The sequence below is a fragment of the Paenibacillus sp. FSL H7-0918 genome, from assembly GCF_038007025.1.
Taxonomy (GTDB): domain Bacteria; phylum Bacillota; class Bacilli; order Paenibacillales; family Paenibacillaceae; genus Paenibacillus_AQ; species Paenibacillus_AQ odorifer.
This window is the reverse complement of sequence record NZ_JBBOWJ010000001.1, coordinates 1,999,309-2,018,521: the sequence shown is the minus strand read 5'-3', so window position 1 is coordinate 2,018,521 and position 19,213 is coordinate 1,999,309. Positions and strand designations below refer to the sequence as shown.

Below are 19,213 nucleotides of genomic sequence, written 5' to 3'. Positions count from 1 at the left end.
TTAGAAATCACCTTCATTATAAGAGCAATGTCGCTGGCTAAGGCAATTCAGACATTATTTTTATATAGAAGGGAAGAAAGCTGGTGAGCTTTGGGAAGCAGCTCCCGCCTGCGGACGGGAAATCTTCGAAACATTCTGTAGGTCTGAGATTGAATCTGTTTTTCTTTGGCACTTTTTTTATTTTTTGTATCATTATTGTGCGTCTTGCAGGTTTGCAGTTTACTGAGGGAGCTTTGCTGACAGAAGAAGAGATCAAACGGGATACGAAGTTTGTTCCGCTGGCAGCCATGCGAGGGATTATTTTTGCTGCCGGGGGTGAGCAGATAGCCTATTCTACACCTGTTGAGTCGCTCTATCTTACCCTAAATAAGGAATATACAGCTAAAACTACCGATAAAGTAACGGGTGAAACCTCACTAACGGAAAAAGCGAAAAATAAGTCTAATGACCTTGCAGCAAGATTAGTAGCGGAGTTTGAGAAATATGGAAGTGCAGATGCCCCTAAGTTAACGCAGCAGGACGTGCTGGATTTACTTGATCTGGACTTTAAAAAGTATCTGGGTTATGTACCGCGTCGTATAAAAGCAGGGCTAACTTCAGAAGAAATAGCTTATTTCATGGAACATAAGGATGAATATCCAGGCATTACCATTGTGGAAGAAAGCGTACGCCACTACGATAAAGATACGGTAGCTGTGCAGACGGTGGGTTTTGGTAAACCTTTTAAATCAACCGAAGACATAGCGATGTACAAAAATATTCGTAGTGCAATGAAGGACAATTCTTCACCGGGACTTATGTATAAAACGGAAGAATATGTAGGATTTGATGGTCTGGAAATGCAGTATCAACGCGAACTGCGCGGAGAAAATGGTTATCAGGTCATTTCGGTCACTCCTCAAAATATGGCGGAGAAGGTAGAACAGACCGTTCCCCCTGTAAAAGGCAATAACATTTGGATGACCATTAATAAGAATGTTCAGATGAAGACTGAACAGGCTATATTGGATCAGATTAAATGGCTGCATACCAATGCTGTTCAAGGCGAAACTCATCCTGATGCTTTAACAGGTTATGCAGTAGCAATGGAAGTAGAGACTGGGAATATTGTCGCTATGGCGAGTATGCCTGATTACGATTCGAATGTATGGACAAAGGACTCGCTGCCTACATCTGTCTGGAATAAAATTATGAATAATCATCTGAATGGTACAATTACCTCGAATTCTTCCGGGAGATCGGGTCATGATTTTAGCTCACTTGTATTCTTGGGATCGACCATTAAACCGTTAAGTGTATTAATTGGTTTAAATGAAGGGTTTTTTAACACCTCGAGCACCTATCCCGATGTGGGGATTACCTATTTCGGTAAGGATGATAAATCATCGGTTAGAAATTCATCAGGTCACGTCTATGGAAAACTGTATCCGGCTGATGCTATCAAGCAATCCTCTAACGTATTTATGGTAGATATGGTCGGAAAGCAACTATACAAGAAATACCTGGGGGATAAAGGTGTAGAGGTCTGGGACGAATATATGAAAAAGTTCGGACTGGGTGTGTCAACACAAAGTGGTCTTCCCGGTGAATCACCAGGTCAGATTAACTATACAGATTTCAAGGCTGCAGGGAGCTCACAGGCCGCGCTCGTCTACGCATCTTTTGGCCAGCAAGGCAGTTATACTACATTACAGCTTGCCCAGTATGCTACTACACTTGCAAATGAAGGTGTTCGAATTAAACCGCAGCTTGTAAGTAAGATTACTGATGCGCAAGGTAAGGTGGTTAAGGAATTTAAAAAAGAAGTGCTTAATAGCGTAACCTTTGATAAATCGTTCTGGAGAGAAATCAAACAGGGAATGAGCAGTAAAGTTAGTGCTTTTGACGATTTTCCTTATGATTTTGCCCGTAAGACAGGAACCTCTGAAAAAACGGATAGAAAAAATATAAACCGTGATAACGGGGTCTTTATTGCCTTTGCTCCACGTGAGAATCCGAAGCTGGCTGTAGCGGTTGTGATTCCGGAAGGCGGCTTTGGCTCCAATAGTGCAGCTCCGGTTGCCCGTAAGATTTTTGATGCTTATGATTGGGAATATGGGCTGGATGGGGTTCCGAAGAAGAATATTCCACCTGTGGCAGATCCCGTTCAAGAACAATAAGCTTAAATTAGAGAAAAAGGAGAGAAAAACTGTGAGTTTTTTCCGTAAGCAGGCCTCACCTCCTGACGAGACCAGCAGCAAAAGTTCCATTGGCCTGCGACTCAACGTGTTTTTCTTTAGCACGTTCGTTATATTTTGCGTAATCATCATCCGACTAGCTGTTCTGCAGTTCGTGGAAGGTCCAACTTTAACTGAGGTAGAGACGAGTAGAGATACTAAAAATGTACCGTTAGCTTCCATGAGAGGGGTTATATACGCTGCAGGTGGTGAGAAGCTAGCTTATTCCACACCTGTTCAATCGCTGTATATCACACTCAATAAAGAGTATACGGCTAAGGAAACAGATAAAGTCACCGGTAAAACAACGCTGACCCCAGAGGCTAAGGCCAAGTCTGATGCATTGGCAGCCAAGCTGGTAGCTGATTTCAATAAATATGGGGATCCAAATGCAGAGAAGATGACGGAGAAAGATGTAATTGATGTGTTGGATTTATATTTTCGTAAATCACTTGGCTTTATGGCACGGCGAATTAAGGCTGATCTGACTACTGAAGAAGTTGCTTATTTCATGGAACATAAAGGAGAATATCCGGGGCTTGAGATTGTCGAGGAGAGCATTCGTCATTACGATAAAGATACGGTTGCTGTACAGACGATTGGTTATATCAAACCCTTCAAATCCGCGAACAGTCTTAATATTTATAAAAACATTCTAAGTGCTATGAAAAACAATCCGGAGCCAGGGCTAACGTATAAGGATGATGAATTTGTTGGCTTCGATGGGCTGGAGCTGAAATATCAGCGTGAGCTTCGCGGGCAAAACGGCTATCAGGAAATTTCCGTCAATCCACAGAATATGGCGGAGAAAATTGAGCGTGTCGTTCCGCCTGTCAAAGGAAATGACATCTGGACAACGATTAATAAGAACGTTCAGATGAAGACAGAACAGGCGATAACAGATCAGCTCAAATGGTTGCACTCTAATACCGTACAAGGCAGAACGCATCCGAATGCTTTAACGGGATATGCAGTAGCGATGGAAGTAGATACTGGCAATATTGTTGCTATGGCGAGTATGCCTGACTATGATACGAATGTTTGGACAACGGGTTCTTTATCTGCAGATGTCTGGAACAGTATTATGGATAACTATCAGAACGGCACGATAACTCCTATTTCTTCAGGAACCTCAGGGAATGGACTAAGATCTGTATTGCTTCTAGGTTCAACGATTAAACCTTTGAGTGTACTCGTGGGCCTGAATGAAGGGTTGTTTTCAACTTCATCGTATTATCAGGATAAAGGTTTTGCGACTTTTGGTAAGTCTGGGCATGAAACGAAGGTAAGAAACTCTTCTAACCACGTATATGGTTCTTTGGATCCTGCTAGAGCCATTGAGAAATCCTCGAATGCATTTATGGTCGATATGGTCGGTAAAAGATTGTATGACAAATATAAAAGCAAGGGGATAGACATCTGGGATGTCTATATGAAAGAGTTCGGCCTTGGTGTATCTACGGGAATTGACCTGCCAAATGAATTCTTGGGTCAAAGAAACTATACCAATATAGAAGCTGCTGGTAGTGCGCAGTCCGCACTGGTCTATGCCTCTTTCGGACAACAAGGAAGTTATACAGTAATGCAGCTTGCGCAGTATGTTACAACACTTGCTAATGAAGGACAGCGGATTAAACCTCAATTGGTTAGCAAGATTACTGATGCAGATGGAAATATAGTCAAAGAGTTTAAACGTGAGGTGCTCGATGAAGTAACAAACTTCGATAAGTCCTACTGGAATGAAATTAAGCAGGGGATGCGAAGTGAAGTTAGTGCTTTTTCTGATTTCCCTTATGACTTTGCCCGTAAGACGGGAACCTCTCAGCAAGTAGCTAAGGGTGAAATTCGCGATAATGGGGTATTTATTGCATATGCTCCACGTAATAATCCTAAGTTGGCTGTGGCGGTTGTAATCCCTGAAGGTGGTTTTGGTTCACAAAGTGCGGCACCAGTCGCACGTAAAATATTTGATGCCTATGATTGGGAATATGGGCTTGATGGAGTTCCAAAGAAAAGTCTCCAGTCTGGCAATAATACTAATGATAATGCGAAGGAGGGAGAGACTACAGGTACCGAGTAACTCTGACCCTATGGCTAAGATCTAAAAAATAAACAGCTTCTCAATAGAGAGCATACAAGAATGGAGGGGTGGCAAATGATTGCCAAATACCGCCTGCTTGCATTGGATATGGATGGAACCCTACTGAATGATGATCAGATAATTACACCCACAACGGTGGAATGGATTCAAAAGGCGGTCAACGCAGGCGTTCATGTCTGTCTGTCGACAGGCCGGGCATTTGTAAGTGCCTTACCCTATGCAGAGCAGCTAGGTTTAGAGACACCGATGATCACTGTGAACGGCAGTGAGGTGTGGAGAGCGCCACATGAAATATACCGGAGATCACTAATGGATCCCAAGCTGGTACAAGAAATGTATGATCTTGCAAAAGCAGATGACATCTGGTTCTGGGCTTATTCTCTGGACGAAGTTCTTAAACAGGATAACTGGGATGGGGATGTAACGGGTAGAGAATGGCTTAAATTCGGTTATCACACTGAAGATGATGAGCTTCGTCATAAGCTGTTGCTTCGTCTTCAAGATATGGGTGGACTGGAGATCACGAACTCTTCTCCGCACAATCTGGAGATTAATCCTCTAGGCGTGAATAAGGCAGCAGGAATAAAGGAAGTCTGCAAGCTGCTGGGAATAGAAATGTCGCAAGTTGTAGCTGTGGGCGACAGCCTTAACGATCTGGCGGCGATCCAGCAGGCTGGGCTTGGGGTTGCCATGGGCAATGCGCAAAAGACGGTTAAACAAGAGGCTGATGTTGTGGTGGCGACCAATAATCAAGACGGGATTGCCGAGGTCATCCAAAAGTATATCTTTACCGAAGCTGCAGCCTCTGTAGGCAGCAAATAATAAAAGCAGTACTGCGAAGTGAATCCATGGAGCATTATGCTAGTAGGAGGTTAAGGAATTGACGATCCTGGGTTGGATTCTTATTATTGTTTTGTTTGCTGTAGGATTGGCAGGGGCTGTGTATCCCATACTGCCGGGTGCGTTAGCGATCTATCTTGCCTTTTTTGTATACGGCTGGTTCTTTTCTTTTGAGCCCTTTGGGGTTTGGTTCTGGATTATTCAAACACTGATCGTTGTAGTTCTTTTTGTTGCTGATTATGTTGTAGGAGCGTGGGGTGTCAAAAAATTTGGCGGTTCACGTTCATCGATTATCGGGAGCACGATCGGGCTGATCTTGGGACCTTTTGTTATTCCCGCTTTTGGTCTTATCATTGGACCATTTCTAGGGGCTTTTATTGGAGAACTGATCGTGGGATCTTCCCCGTCTAAAGCTGCTAAGGTAAGTGTTGGCTCCATACTCGGCTTATTTAGCAGCACCTTGGTCAAAATCGTGTTGCAGGTAATTATGGTCGTCCTCTTTTTTATATGGGTCGCCCGGTTTTAATTTAACAGTGAAGAAGGGGAAAGAGTTTGTCCAAGAAAGAGTCTTTTGTTAAAGGCACGCTTATCCTTGCTGCTGCAGCTTTGGTGGCAAGGGTACTCGGGCTTGTCCAGCGTGTGCCGCTGGAGCATTTATTTAATGATGTTGGTAATGCTTCATTTACACAGGCAAACACAGTTTATTTAATGTTATTACCGCTGGCTACAGCAGGGATTCCAAGTACATTAAGTAAAATGGTATCTGAGCGTTATGCACTGAATAGACCAAATGAAGCTCAGCAGGTGTATCGGGCGGCATTAATCTTTGGTGTTGTAGTTGGCGTAATTATGAGCGCATTGTTATACATAGGTGCTCCTTATTATGCAGAATATGCAAAAGTTCCTGAAAGTACTTTGGCGATCCGGGCCATAGCTCCGGCACTCCTACTCTTCCCTTCTATAGCAATGATGCGTGGGTACTTTCAAGGGCGGAATAATATGATGGCTGGTGGCATCTCTCAAATTGTGGAGCAGATCGCGAGGGTATCTACAGCTGTTCTTCTGGCATTTGTATTGTTACAAAAAGGGTACGACAACACTTGGATGGCTGCTGGAGCATCATTCGGTAGTGTATTTGGTAGTGTTGGTGCTTTTGGTGTAATGCTCTATTACGCTATGAAATTACGGCGTAGTGAGGGGCAAACTGCGTTATACGAAACGAATGAAGCGAAGCTTCCTCTATTTGGAATTTATAAGGATATATTTAAATTATCCATTCCTATCGTTCTATCTTCAGTTACGGTTCCAGTAGTGAACTTTATTGATACATCTTTAATTGTACCGTTACTGAGTGGACAAGTTGGTGTAGCTGATGCCACACGTGCTTTGGGTATTTTCGGGAGTCGGGCACAGAGTGTCGCCGGGATTCCGCCGGTTCTTTCTATAGCACTGAGCACTTCACTAATACCAATTATTTCAGCTGCATATGCCCGTCGGGATGAGAAACATCTAAAAGGGCAAGTGACGTTAGCGCTTCGTATCTCTATTTTAACAGGAGCACCGATTGTTCTATCACTCGTAGTTGCTGCATATTCAGTTAATGGTCTCTTATTCAGTAGTTTAGATGGCAGTGGTATCGTAGCCATGCTTACTTTAGGAACGATCTTTCAGATTACGATGATGACAACGAACTCTATTTTGTTAGGTATGGGCAAATCGCGAATTTCCATGTATTATGTGTTAGCGGGTATTATTGTAAAATTAGTGGCAAGCTTATTACTTAGTAAGGTATTTGGCATCTACGGAATTATCGGTGCAACAGCACTTTGTTTCGTGGTCATTACTTTGCTTAACTTACGGATGCTGAAATCGATTGTGCCATTTGAAATTATGGGCAAACGTTGGGGCGGTTTCGCGATTGCGGTACTTGTGTCCGGCGGGATTGGTTATGGCTTGAATGAAGCTGGAATTTTGTTAACGGATCTGATGCCGGCACGTTTGGCGTTTCTGATCACTTGTCTTGTTGTAGGGGCAGCCGTTGTTGTTATTTATCTAGTACTGCTTATTGTGCTGGGTGTGCTGACTAAACAGGAAATCTCCAGTTATCCGCGGGCGCTGCAAAAATTATTGAATCCGCTGATGAAGTTACAGCCTGCACGTGTTCGTATGAGAGAATAGGTTTGACTTCTACACTGCATTTTGCTTCACTTAAAGAGTAGAAAATAGACAGATATTGAAGAAGGGACTGAGTAAATCATGGACAAAATTAGTTCTCCTGCTGAATTTCAGGTAGCCATTCAATCACCTCGATTAACAGTGGCCATCTTCAAGGCTGACTGGTGCTCGGATTGCAAATTTATCGATCCTTTTATCCCAGAGGTAGAGCAGTCTTATGCAGACCGCCTTACACTGGTTGAGGTAGATGTTGATGCCGTGGGCGATGTTAGCCAAGAACAAAATATTATGGGTATTCCAAGCTTCGTCGCATATTCGGATGGACGGGAATTGGTTAGATTCGTTAATAAATTGCGCAAATCCCGTGAAGAGATTGAGAATTTCCTTGATAAAGCGGTCCAAGTGCATCAAAGCCTTCAAAAGTAATTCCTAAGGAACCACCGCTTTCGCCTGTTTGTGCAAAGCGGTGGTTTTTTTGAAATATAAGTCTGGCTGCTTCTTCATTACTAAAAACTGCGGGTGATATTTTTGACGACAAATCAGTTGAAATGGCTTAGTTATCTTACTTGCCTTATCATGTTCCTCGCTGTACTCGGAGGAGCGGTAGTGACGAAGACTGGATCGGGCTTGGAATGCGGAAATGAATGGCCGCTCTGTCATGGAAAATTAATTCCGGCTTATACTATAGGTTCGATGATTGAATACACCCATCGCTTGTTTAGCGGTTTGGCAGGGTTATTCTCACTTGCCTCGATGTTTGCTTTTTGGCGTTATGCCCGTACTCGGCGCGATTTGCTGGGATATGCATTTATGACTTTATTATTCGTCATCGTTCAAGGTGGTATGGGAGCGCTTGCAGTAATTAAATCCCAATCCGCCGCTGTAATGGCGCTGCATATGGGTTTTTCTTTGATCGCCTTTTCAAGCGCTATGATGTTGGCTCTTGGAACCAAGAGATGGCATGAAGCGCGCGAGTATGATCATAAGCTGGAGGCTCAAAAGAAGCCCGTAAGTAAGGTATTTCGCAATTTAACCTGTTTTACTGCCATCTATTCTTATATTGTCGTGTATATTGGAGCCTTTGTAAGTCATACGGATTCACAAGGCGGGTGTTCGGGTTGGCCGCTTTGTAATGGAGAATGGGTTCCGGAGCTTTCCGGAGGAGTAGGTGTTGTTTTTACGCATCGGATTGCGGCTTTAATCTTATTCATGCTTACTGCGCTGCTCGGGCATTTAGCATTTTGGAAACATAAGGATTATCCAGAGCTTAGAGCGCTAGGTATAGCTGCAGTGCTGTTATGCTTGATGCAGGTATTTAGTGGGGCGGCTGTGGTTTACACTCTAGATAATGAAAGGCTGTACATATTTGCCGCTTTGGCTCATATTTTGCTGATTGCCAGTTTGTTTGGTGTCTTATGTTATATGAGTGTAAGAGTCTGGCAGCTAAATCGCGCGAGTAGTGTCGTGTCTGGAAAAAATGTAACGAACCCAATGATTCCACCGCCTTGGTAGAACATTCCCTCCGTGGATAGAGGCGCTTCACCCGCGGAATAATAAAGTGGAAATCGGTATATCGTGGAGCTGATTGGCCGATGCTTACGTCGCGAGTTTTGTACGAAGCAGTCCATGGAAGCAGACGCTGAACAAAACTTTAGGAGGACTGGGATATGCTGCGGGTATTACTTGGAGAGCCGCCTCGAAAGAACAGCGGTGTGTTGGCTGATGCGATGGAGAATATGGCCACTTTTGCAGCATTGCTGCGCAAGGAAATGAGTGCCCATGAGGATAATGACCATGAATACCGCAAGCTGGAGATTTGGACACGTGGGCTGATTTCCTCTCTGGATGAACTGGAGCAAAGTTGGTTCGCGGCCGCTTTTTACCGGAAATTAGTGATTGCGGGTTATATGGATGATATGACACCGGTGGAACAGGGCGATTATGCACGTTATGTTTATTTTTATAAAGATGGCTTTATCCGGGTTTTCTCTCTTCTGGACAAGCTTGGGACGGTACTGAATCATTTTTATGATCTCAAAACATCCAAATTAAAAACGCACTTTTCTTACTTTACAGTGCTGCGTCAGCTTCAATTATTGAATGTGCATCCTGCATTAGCGGATCAACTGGAAGAGATTAAGAACTCCTACCGCGATCCATTGGAGAATTTACGCAAGCGCAGAAATGCTGAAATTCATTATATGAATTCCGAAATGCAGGATGATTTGTGGCAGCGGCACCAAGGTCTGCATGACAAAATTCAGCTCGAGGATCTGGATAGCCATCTTGAGGATTTAAAACAATCGCTCGAAATGAACTGTAAGACATTAATCGCGGCATTCAGCTACAGCAATGAACAGCTGCGTAAGGAAATAAGCAAGGCAAAGAGCATAAAATCGTAATTGTTCAATATATTTCCTTTTGACAAAAATAGATAAACTCACTATACTTATGCTTGCATTAAAGTATGTACGATTTCAGAAAAAATATAATTTCATAACTTTATCTTATCGAGAGCGGCGGAGGGATAGGCCCGATGAAGCCCGGCAACCGATTTGTATCCAGCGCGGGAAGCGTTGTACAAATGTCATGGTGCTAATTCCTACAATGGCGCAGGTTGCGGTCGTTGGCAGATGAGAAGGCATTGTCTTAATAAACCCACAGAGCCTCTTGCGATCTGCATCGATCGTTGGAGGTTTTTTTGTATAGAATAAGTGAAGTATAAAGGGGGGGCGACGAGAGTTGATTAATCTAAAAGGGATAACAAAGGTTTATGGAAAAGGGAGTAATGCGGCAACAGCACTTTCTGGATTGAATCTGTCCATCGAGAAAGGTGAAATATTCGGAGTCATCGGCCACTCTGGAGCCGGGAAAAGTACATTGATCCGTTGCATTAATCTGTTGGAACGTCCGACAGAAGGAGAGGTCTGGGTAGACGGTGTTGAGCTAACCAGTCTTAACCAAGGTCAGCTGCAGGAACAGCGGCGCAAGATTGGGATGATTTTTCAACATTTCAATTTGCTGTCTTCGGCGACCGTATACGATAATATTGCCTTTCCACTGCGCCTTGCAGGTACATCTAGAACAGCTATTGATACAAAAGTGAAAGACTTGCTCGCTTTAGTTGGGCTCGAAGAACATAAAGGTAAGTATCCTTCTCAGTTATCTGGAGGACAAAAGCAGCGGGTCGGCATCGCCCGGGCACTAGCCAGTGACCCTGATGTACTGCTGTGTGACGAGGCCACTTCTGCGCTTGATCCCCAGACAACGGACTCCATTCTTAAGCTGCTGCTCGATATTAATAAAAGATTCCATTTGACCATTGTGCTGATCACACATGAAATGCATGTAATCCAGAGCATCTGCGACCGTGTCGCGGTCATTCATGGTGGTGGGATTGTTGAGCAAGGCAAAGTTACAGAGGTATTTCTCAAGCCGCAGCATGAGGTTACACGCGATTTCATCCGCAGTGAGACACAGAATGAAGGACCTCTTCGAGTGGCGCTTGATGCTGCTGCCGGGGATAACTCTCAAGCTGTCAAAATTACTTTTTTCGGAGAAAAAACTTACGGCTCGGCACTATCCGATGTCGTGCGTGATACGGGTGTAAGCTTTGCAATCTTACATGGTACCATTTCAACGATTAAAGATGTGCCTTATGGACAGATGATTGTGCGGTTCGAAGGGCCAGCTGAGGCGATTGCTGTAACGATCTCCAGGCTAATTGCTCAAGGCCTTGATGTGGAGGTGATTTCGTAATGAATTTTGCAGATCTAAATTGGCAAGAAATGATGGATGCTACGGTTGCTACTATAAAAATGATATTTTTTTCCGGATTGTTCACAATTATTCTTGGTTTACCACTCGGAATTCTATTGTATTTATGGGGGAAATCGAATAGTATAGTAATCAGAGTAACTTACTCGGTCTTATCATTACTTGTAAATATTCTACGTTCCGTACCCTTTATCATTTTGATGGTGGCTCTAATTCCTTTCAGCAAAGCCGTTGTTGGAACCTCCATTGGTGTACTCGGTACGATTCCACCTCTGGTGATTGGTGCAGCTCCGTTTTTTGCCCGCTTGGTAGAGACGTCGTTAAGAGAGGTAGACCGCGGAGTCATCGAAGCCGCACAAGGTATGGGAGCATCGACGAACCAAATCGTTATGCGTGTTCTTTTGCCAGAAGCTCGTCCAGGTCTGCTCGCTGGAGTTACGATCACACTGGTTACACTGGTCTCCTATACAGCAATGGCTGGTATGGTTGGGGGCGGCGGATTAGGTGACTTGGCGATTCGTTACGGCTACCACCGCTATGAGACGGAGATTATGATTGTTTCTATAGTATTTATTGTCGTACTGGTGCAATTGCTACAAATGGCCGGTGACCGACTCGTAAAACATTACACACGGAAATAAGGTACATCCATATATATCCTTATTCAATACAAAATATAGATTAGAGGGGGATTTACAATGAAAAAAGTACTACTTACATTTTTTAGCCTGACACTGGTTGCGGTGCTTGCGGCTTGCGGTAACAACAATGCATCTAATAATGCTGGGAGCTCGGCTGCTACAACAGCACCAAACGCAGAAGCAACAAGTGAACCTACTAAAGATCCAGTGAAATTGGTTATTGGTGCCTCACCTGTTCCTCATGCTGAAATTTTGAAGGCTATTGCTCCATTGCTTGAAAAAGATGGAATTACACTTGAAATCAAAGAATTCACTGACTATATTCAACCTAACGTGCAGCTTGATGAGAAGGAGTTAGATGCTAACTTTTTCCAACACCAACCGTATCTGGATGACCAAAACAAAAATAATAAAACCGACCTGGTCTCTGTTGCATCCGTTCACGTTGAACCTTTTGGGGCTTATTCCAAAAAAATCAAATCGATCGATGAGTTGGCTGATGGTGCAAAAGTTGCCATTCCGAACGATGCTACTAACGGTGGCCGTGCACTAATCCTACTTGCAAAAAATGGTCTGATTACCTTGAAAGATGATACAAACATTGCTGCAACAAAAGCAGATATCACTGAAAACAAGAAAAATCTCGACATCATTGAGTTGGAAGCAGCTATGCTCCCACGTCAACTGGATGAGGTAGACCTTGCTTTGATCAACACGAACTTTGCACTAGACGCTGGTCTTGTGCCAACTAAAGATGCATTGTTCATCGAGGGTGTAGATTCCCCTTATGCTAACATTTTGGTAACCCGTCAAGACAATAAAGATTCCGAAGCCATCAAAAAGCTGGTTGCTGCCCTGAATTCTCCAGAAGCTAAAGCTTTCATTGAAGAAAAGTACGAAGGTGCGATCATTCCAGCGTTTTAAGGAATGAAGCTAAATTCGTCTATAGTCATAACAAGAACCCGCAGCCAAGTTGGCTTGCGGGTTTTATGTTCTAAGGTTGTGAGAGAATGTTAAATCCTCTATAATAAGAAAATCCCGATCTCCTATACAGGAGAATCGGGAGGGTTATTGAACGGGATTTAGAATACTTGAACTACTTCTTCAACGCCTTCTACTTCTTCAAGGAGGGCGCGTTCAATCCCGGCTTTCAAGGTGATCGTGGAGCTTGGGCAGCTGCCGCAGGCACCCATAAGTTTCAACTTAACGATGCCGTCTTCCACATCGACCAGTTCTACGTCACCGCCATCGCGCTGCAGGAACGGACGAAGCTTATCCAGCACTTCTAGTACTTCATCATACATTTCGGTGCTTTGTGCATTCTCACTCATTTCTCAATCACTCCTTTCGTAAGTTCATTATAGTACAAAAAGTTAAAAAATAAAATGGTTAGGCGGAATAGGGAGATCATCATGAGACCAATTATTGAATTTTGTTCCAGCAACATGGGTCACGGAACAGACAAGCTAATGCATAAGCTGGAGGAAAATCCAGATTATGATGTTATTGAATACGGATGTCTGAACAATTGTGGAGAGTGTTATTTAATGCCTTTCGCCATGGTTGAAGGTGACATTATTGCAGCAGACACTGTTGCAGAGCTAGAAGAGAAAATTGAGGCCAAGATCAAAGAGCTTGAGGCTTGGTTTAATATAGATCTTGACTAAATTTCTCGAGAAAAAAAGAGGGAGCACTCCATAATCTAAATTATGGAGTGCTCCCTCTTTTTGGAACCTTACTTGAACAAAATCCACCAATTTGATCGATTAGGCAACATATTGGAGAGTGCAGGGGCTACCGTGAAGGTGCCACTGGACTCAGGCGACCTTATATTGAGTGTTTTCCTACATTTGGATTGCTATCGGACCCCATAGTCACTATTCACCTGAAAAACAGCATAAATGAACCTTATTATTAGCAATAACTTCACTAGAGTCCGAAACTCTCCTTCATAGGCTGAAAATTTGCGAATAAGGTCATCTGAGTCCGAAGGGTATACGCACCAATAACGTAAGAAAGCTACTCTCGTGTTTATCTGAGAGTAGCTTCCTTTAATACTTATGAACCAATCATAGGCTTATCCTAAAGTGCGTTTCGACATCCAGAGCACTCCGCTCTTGAGGATGCGGGGAACCCGTCCTTTGACGGAGCGTTGTCCCATAAGTCCGAATCCTGCTTTTTTGCCTAGTGACCCTAAAGTACCCTTCAGGCGAATAGGATGAAGCTTAGGAGTCTCACCGCGCCAAGTGGATTGAATAACCTGAGCTACCTGCTCACCCTGTGCTCCAGCGGCTTGTGCGCTTGGTGCGAATGGCAGACTGGCACAGTCACCAATCACATATACCTCCGGATAATCCGGTATACGATAATACTCATCCAGCATAATCCGTCCACCGCGGTCCTTCGACACATTCAAATCTTGAACTACTTTTACAGGTTGAATCCCTGCGGTCCATACTGTCACATCTGAAAGGATTTCCTCGGTACCGTTAAAAATCGAATCCTTCTCTACATGAGATACAGAGATTCGTCCTAGCGTTTGCACCTGATGGTGATGAAACCATTCCTCTACGTACTGTGACAGCTTTGCCGGAAAGGCAGACAAAACACGTTCACCGCGATCCAGAATAGCAATGTTAAGGTCTGGACGGCTCTCCCGAAGCTCTGCAGCTAATTCAACACCGCTTAATCCTCCACCTACGATGTTTATCGTTCCGTAAGGCTTCACATCATTTAAACGGCGGTAGGTTTCCCGAGTACCAGCAAAGGTCTGGATGCTGCAGGTATATTGATCAGCACCAGGGATGTTGTGGTAATTGTCGGTACAGCCAAGAGCAATGGCTAGGAGATCATAAGATACAATCTCACCGGATTCCATACTGACTATTTTGCTCTCCAAATCAATGGAACTCACTTCACCGTACCGGACAGTAAGCCGGGGGTGAACCGGAAAATGAATGCGCAGGTGATAATCAGTTACGGTACCTGCGGCGAGCGCATAATATTCCGTTTTGATTCCTTGATATGGCATTCGGTCAATTAAGATAATTTCAACATCATGAGGAAGATGATTATTGAGTAATTCTTGAATTAAGGCTAGGCCGCCGTAGCCACCGCCAAGAACGAGTATTGTTCTCATGCTGACCGAACTTCCTTTCCAATATGGGATAACAAATCTCAGGTAGTCTTCTTATTCGTATACCTTAACTTCATTATAGAAAGTGTCACGTTCGACAGGAATTCGTCCAGCACCTTTCACTAGCCAGATCAATTCGTCGCGAGTCAGACCTTCCGGTGTTAAGGCGCCAGCCGCGTGGCTGATACGTTCTTTTAGAATTGTGCCATGCACATCTGATGCACCGAAGTTCAGCGCAACTTGAGTAAGCTGAGGGCCAATGTTAATGAAGTACGCTTTGATGTGATCGAAATTGTCCAACATCAATCTGCTGATCGCAATGGTCTTCAGATCCTCATAAGCAGAGTTGCGGCGCATGATGCCAGCGTTTTTATTCTTAGGCTGCATGGACAATGGAATGAATACCATAAAGCCATTGGTTTCGTCCTGCAAATCACGGATTTGCATCATATGGCGGATACGGTCTTCATGAGATTCAATGGAGCCGTACAGCATAGTGGTATGGGTCTTCATCCCAAGCTGATGTGCTGTCCGATGGACTTCCAGATATTCTTCCACATTAGCTTTGTCTACACGCATTTTTTTACGATATTGGTCGGATAATATCTCTGCGCCACCACCGGTGAGTGTTTTAAGTCCAGCAGCACGCAATTGTTCCAGTACCTCACGAATACTCAAACCGCTAATACGGGTGAAAAAATCAATTTCAGCGGCAGTGTAGGCTTTTAAGGTAACCTCAGGGAAACGTTCGTTCAAAGCTTTTAAAGAATCCACATAATATTGGAAGGGAACCTTGTCGTTATGGCCACCAACAATATGGAATTCGCGTACGCCTGGGTGGATATGCTGTTCGACATATTGCACCATTTCCTGACCGGAAAGGGTATAGGCTCCCTCTTCTCCATCATCTTTGCGGAAATTGCAGAATGCACAGTGCGATTCGCAAACATTGGTGAAATATAGACTCATGTTTTCGATAAAATATACCCGGTTGTGATTCTTGGCGATATTGACTTCATTCGCTAGCTGGCCAATGGTAAGTAAATCGTTGCTTTGATATAAATAAACGCCATCTTCCAAATTCAATCTTTCGCCGCTGCGAACCTTATCAATAATGTTCGCCATTCGGGCATCCGTGTGGGGGGTAAAAAGAGTAGACATATTATGATTTCCTCCTGAAAGTTTACGAGCAGATTGCTCGAAGATAAATTCCAGACGTACCCAAGTGGTAGCTGTTCATTCTAAAAAAGAAAGAGGCGAGCTTGCCTCCGTGACAAATTTCCGAATTTTTACTTAGAGTGCCTTCCCTATTATAAACCTACTCTCCTAAGGGTATCAACAGCTTGATATTGATGGTGTTTTTTGCTGTGAAGGGTCATGCCTAAGGCAGTTGTGACTTGAGGGTAACGGAATAGTCGGTTATACTGAATTTATCAAGCATAAACGTCATTGGCATCCTTATAAAGTTGATAAGCGTTTAAGCGAGAAATATAAGACATAAAGAATAGGTGCAACACTTATACTTTCTTATATTTTTAAAAAATAACTTTTGGCCGGAAGGTCCCTTAAACATAAGTTTCCGCTTATGAAGGGAGACAAATTTGTAGGAGGATGAGATCATGATTAATATTAGTGAAAAGGCAGCAGAACAATTAAAGGCGATGCTTGCTGAACAAGAAGTACCGAACATGTTCCTCCGTATTGGAGTAACGCCCGGCGGTTGCAGTGGATTCTCGTACGCTATGGGCTTTGATGATAATGAAACCGATCAGGACGTATATATGGACATTCAAGCCATGAAAGTGGTTGTGGAGAAGGAGAACCTTCGTTACCTGGACGGTCTTGAAATCGACTTTGAAGAATCCGGCATGACGGGTGGTTTCACCATCAACAACCCTAACGCTACTGCAACTTGCGGCTGCGGTTCAAGCTTCCGTACAGCTACGGATGCAGGGAAACCTAACGAAGAGCCTTGCTAATCACAGCAATCACGGCTCCAAGCCCTGTGTTGGATTCTAACAACACAGGCTTGGAGTTTTTTTATTCTCAATGACAAAAATCATCACAAGGAGTTCGGAAATGGAAATGGAAATCAGAAAATTAAAAGCTGGTGAACAGCCTCCATTAGAATTACTTCTATTAGCAGATCCTTCGGAGAGCTTAGTTAACGGATATTTACAAAGAGGGTTATGTTGTGTGGCTGAGGTGGATAACAGCATCATCGGAGTCTACGTTGTGCTGCAGACAAGACCGGAGACTGTAGAGATCGTAAATATCGCCGTCGACGAAAATAAACACGGGCAAGGAATAGGTAAGCAGCTGCTGAACCATGCGATTCAGAATGCCAAGCTGCTTGGAGCCAAAACCATTGAAATTGGCACAGGAAATTCGAGCGTTGGACAATTGGCACTTTATCAGAAATGTGGATTCAGAATCACCGGCATTGACAGAGATTTTTTTATTAGGCATTACAGTGAAGAAATCTTTGAAAATGGGATTCAAGTCATAGATATGATACGCCTGTCGCTGGATTTATGAGTAATAGGGGAGTTTCTCAGAAGCCATTTAATGGGCGCTGGGGTAGCTCTTTATTCTTTTACATAGGAAGCAAACGATATATCGCTAATCATGTATCGCAAGCCAGGTATCGGACACAGAGGACCCTAAACGCCGCATTTTCCCATATTTGTGGTGCCAACGGACCGCATTGCCGCTATTGCTATGAAAATCAGTAAATATGAAGCTCTTTCTAAGCGATAGTGTCACTGGAGTCCGAAACCACGCCTCAAAGGTTGAAAATCTGCAAATAACGTCATCTGGGTCCGAAATGCTCATGGGTTAACGACACTGTTGAAGCAGATAGCTATTGTTTAAAAACACAGAGCAGCGATTCTCCACATAACTGGAGAATGGCTGCTCTGTTGTTTTTTGCGATGGTCGGACCGTCTGTGCATAGAAATAAGCTGTTTATAGGCAGTCCCTGCGTACATTAGGCTGGAATAATAAACTTGTAATTAATCATAAATACGATGAGTGCTGCAGCTCCAAGGGAGAAGGCGATACAGCCCGTACCCAGTGCTCTGCGTTTGTCTTTAATAAATTTAAAGCCAATGGCGCAGATCAGTATAGTCGTTCCAGCCAATACAATGGACATCCCAAGCATAGCCACCCAATATAAAACCTCAAAAAACTGTGCCATTCTGAGCCCTCCCCGCGCTGTGCTTTTTAGTGATTCTGTTAGTACTCACTATAATAGTAGAAATTGAAAATGTAACCGCTATTAATAATACAACGATTTTGAAGATTATTCTAGTTATAGTGAACTCATCCATTAAGATATTGATGTCGAATTTCTTGAGAACTGAATCTACAAAATCCGCGGTTGTACCCTGTCGCTGTCGACTGATGCTGTGCTAAACACTAAGCCCTTTTTGCTAAGAGCGGCATCTTACACGGACAATCATACAAGAGGGCGAGACCTTCTCTGAGTAATGTATAGGGTAGGCTGGATTGTGAAGGGAGGGAAAGGACGATGGCAGGAAGACAATTGGCCAGTAAGTGGCTGAAGACAGAGGCGTTGCTGACCGACGCTCGGGTTGCACCCTATATCCCAATGACGAGGGGGTACAGGGCAGAAACGCTCCTGGCAATGCTTCGTAGATATGGAAATGTTGTCATTAAACCTATTGTGGGTGGCGGAGGTTACGGTGTAATCAAAGTTTTTCGGGATAGTCGCGGTTATGGATTCACCTATATGGACAGAACTCGAATTTACAAGGATTTTGGATCCATGAGACGTGCGCTTAATACTGTGAAGGCAAGACGCAGATATTTGATTCAACAAGGGATTTCCCTTGCGAGAATCGGTGGACGGCCTATTGATTATCGGGTCAAAGTAGTTAAGAATGGTGAGGTTTGGGAATTTCGCTCCATGGTAGGGAGATTGGCTCGGCCAGGTCTGTTCGTAACCAATCTTTGTAAAGGGGGAACGATGCTATCATGTCGTGAAGGACTTCGTAGATCGTTGCCGCGGATTAAAGCTTCAGCGAAGAAAGCAGAAATGCGGAGACTAACCCATGTATGTATCGGAATTATGGAACGGCATTTTCCGGGAATAGGTGAGCTGGGCTTTGATTATGCTGTAGATTATTCGGGGAAAATATGGATTTTGGAGGTTAATACAAGACCTCAATAAATTAACAATTATTTTAAGAATTGACGATAATAGAGTAGTAAGATAAAATTGCGTTTAGTTGCGTTCTTTTGGGGTAAATAACATTGTAATTTATTTACAATAAAAATATATTTTTTGCTTTATACAAGTGGT

General features: G+C 43.6%; 19 protein-coding genes and 1 riboswitch. Of the genes, 15 read left to right on the top strand and 4 right to left on the bottom strand.

Annotation, left to right across the window (positions count from 1 at the left end; all coding sequences use genetic code 11):
• Positions 1–83 precede the first annotated feature (83 nt).
• The 11 genes from MHI15_RS09145 to MHI15_RS09095 all read left to right on the top strand — a co-directional run bounded on the left by MHI15_RS09145 (position 84) and on the right by MHI15_RS09095 (position 12,674).
• On the top strand, positions 84–2,159 hold the full coding sequence (locus tag MHI15_RS09145) for a peptidoglycan D,D-transpeptidase FtsI family protein (RefSeq protein ID WP_254848804.1): 2,076 nt from the start codon (positions 84–86) through the stop codon (positions 2,157–2,159).
• A gap of 31 nt (positions 2,160–2,190) precedes the next feature.
• Positions 2,191–4,296 carry a peptidoglycan D,D-transpeptidase FtsI family protein gene (locus MHI15_RS09140; RefSeq protein WP_076279678.1) on the top strand — a complete coding sequence of 702 codons (2,106 nt, stop codon included), beginning with the start codon at positions 2,191–2,193 and terminating at the stop codon, positions 4,294–4,296.
• A 75-nt stretch (positions 4,297–4,371) separates the two neighbouring features.
• On the top strand, positions 4,372–5,139 hold the full coding sequence (locus MHI15_RS09135) for a Cof-type HAD-IIB family hydrolase (protein WP_076302418.1): 768 nt from the start codon (positions 4,372–4,374) through the stop codon (positions 5,137–5,139).
• 58 nt (positions 5,140–5,197) lie between these two features.
• Positions 5,198–5,683, top strand: coding sequence for a DUF456 domain-containing protein (locus MHI15_RS09130; RefSeq protein WP_038573189.1), 486 nt, complete (start codon positions 5,198–5,200; stop codon positions 5,681–5,683).
• A gap of 26 nt (positions 5,684–5,709) precedes the next feature.
• Positions 5,710–7,335, top strand: a complete 1,626-nt coding sequence (locus MHI15_RS09125) for a putative polysaccharide biosynthesis protein (protein ID WP_076277561.1) — start codon at positions 5,710–5,712, stop codon at positions 7,333–7,335.
• Between the two features lie 78 nt (positions 7,336–7,413).
• On the top strand, positions 7,414–7,758 hold the full coding sequence (locus MHI15_RS09120; RefSeq protein WP_076127982.1) for a thioredoxin family protein: 345 nt from the start codon (positions 7,414–7,416) through the stop codon (positions 7,756–7,758).
• Between the two features lie 117 nt (positions 7,759–7,875).
• A complete protein-coding gene (locus tag MHI15_RS09115) occupies positions 7,876–8,844 on the top strand; it encodes a COX15/CtaA family protein (protein WP_445667999.1) in 969 nt (322 codons plus the stop codon).
• A gap of 155 nt (positions 8,845–8,999) precedes the next feature.
• Positions 9,000–9,734, top strand: a complete 735-nt coding sequence (locus MHI15_RS09110) for a Cthe_2314 family HEPN domain-containing protein (protein WP_076178960.1) — start codon at positions 9,000–9,002, stop codon at positions 9,732–9,734.
• Positions 9,735–9,836: 102 nt separating this feature from the next.
• A riboswitch (SAM riboswitch) is annotated at positions 9,837–9,972 on the top strand.
• Positions 9,973–10,074: 102 nt separating this feature from the next.
• Positions 10,075–11,091 carry a methionine ABC transporter ATP-binding protein gene (locus tag MHI15_RS09105; RefSeq protein ID WP_076178961.1) on the top strand — a complete coding sequence of 339 codons (1,017 nt, stop codon included), beginning with the start codon at positions 10,075–10,077 and terminating at the stop codon, positions 11,089–11,091.
• Positions 11,092–11,120: 29 nt separating this feature from the next.
• Positions 11,121–11,750, top strand: coding sequence for a methionine ABC transporter permease (locus tag MHI15_RS09100; protein WP_370510697.1), 630 nt, complete (start codon positions 11,121–11,123; stop codon positions 11,748–11,750).
• 57 nt (positions 11,751–11,807) lie between these two features.
• Positions 11,808–12,674, top strand: coding sequence for a MetQ/NlpA family ABC transporter substrate-binding protein (locus MHI15_RS09095; RefSeq protein WP_036685252.1), 867 nt, complete (start codon positions 11,808–11,810; stop codon positions 12,672–12,674).
• Positions 12,675–12,832: 158 nt separating this feature from the next.
• Here MHI15_RS09095 and MHI15_RS09090 read toward each other — a convergent pair whose 3' ends face one another.
• Entirely contained in the window at positions 12,833–13,081 is a 249-nt protein-coding gene (locus MHI15_RS09090; RefSeq protein ID WP_036685249.1) for a NifU family protein, read from the bottom strand.
• 81 nt (positions 13,082–13,162) lie between these two features.
• Here MHI15_RS09090 and MHI15_RS09085 point away from each other — a divergent pair, with 81 nt between their 5' ends.
• Complete coding sequence (locus tag MHI15_RS09085; RefSeq protein WP_036685247.1) at positions 13,163–13,417, top strand: YuzB family protein; 255 nt, start codon at positions 13,163–13,165, stop codon at positions 13,415–13,417.
• Positions 13,418–13,827: 410 nt separating this feature from the next.
• Here the strand turns inward: MHI15_RS09085 and MHI15_RS09080 are convergent, their stop codons facing one another.
• A complete protein-coding gene (locus tag MHI15_RS09080) occupies positions 13,828–14,889 on the bottom strand; it encodes an NAD(P)/FAD-dependent oxidoreductase (protein WP_076306975.1) in 1,062 nt (353 codons plus the stop codon).
• A 51-nt stretch (positions 14,890–14,940) separates the two neighbouring features.
• Positions 14,941–16,047 carry an aminofutalosine synthase MqnE gene (mqnE, locus tag MHI15_RS09075; RefSeq protein WP_036685236.1) on the bottom strand — a complete coding sequence of 369 codons (1,107 nt, stop codon included), beginning with the start codon at positions 16,045–16,047 and terminating at the stop codon, positions 14,941–14,943.
• A gap of 458 nt (positions 16,048–16,505) precedes the next feature.
• On the opposite strand from mqnE, the gene MHI15_RS09070 reads away from it, so the two are divergent.
• Positions 16,506–16,865, top strand: a complete 360-nt coding sequence (locus tag MHI15_RS09070) for a HesB/IscA family protein (RefSeq protein ID WP_076184761.1) — start codon at positions 16,506–16,508, stop codon at positions 16,863–16,865.
• Positions 16,866–16,971: 106 nt separating this feature from the next.
• The gene (locus tag MHI15_RS09065) at positions 16,972–17,424 is read left to right on the top strand and encodes a GNAT family N-acetyltransferase (RefSeq protein WP_076128052.1); all 453 of its coding nucleotides are present in this window, start codon (positions 16,972–16,974) and stop codon (positions 17,422–17,424) included.
• Between the two features lie 451 nt (positions 17,425–17,875).
• Here MHI15_RS09065 and MHI15_RS09060 read toward each other — a convergent pair whose 3' ends face one another.
• Entirely contained in the window at positions 17,876–18,085 is a 210-nt protein-coding gene (locus tag MHI15_RS09060; RefSeq protein WP_036685233.1) for a hypothetical protein, read from the bottom strand.
• A gap of 333 nt (positions 18,086–18,418) precedes the next feature.
• Between MHI15_RS09060 and MHI15_RS09055 the strand changes: the two genes are divergently transcribed.
• Positions 18,419–19,081 carry a YheC/YheD family protein gene (locus tag MHI15_RS09055; RefSeq protein WP_076127972.1) on the top strand — a complete coding sequence of 221 codons (663 nt, stop codon included), beginning with the start codon at positions 18,419–18,421 and terminating at the stop codon, positions 19,079–19,081.
• Positions 19,082–19,213: the final 132 nt, after the last annotated feature.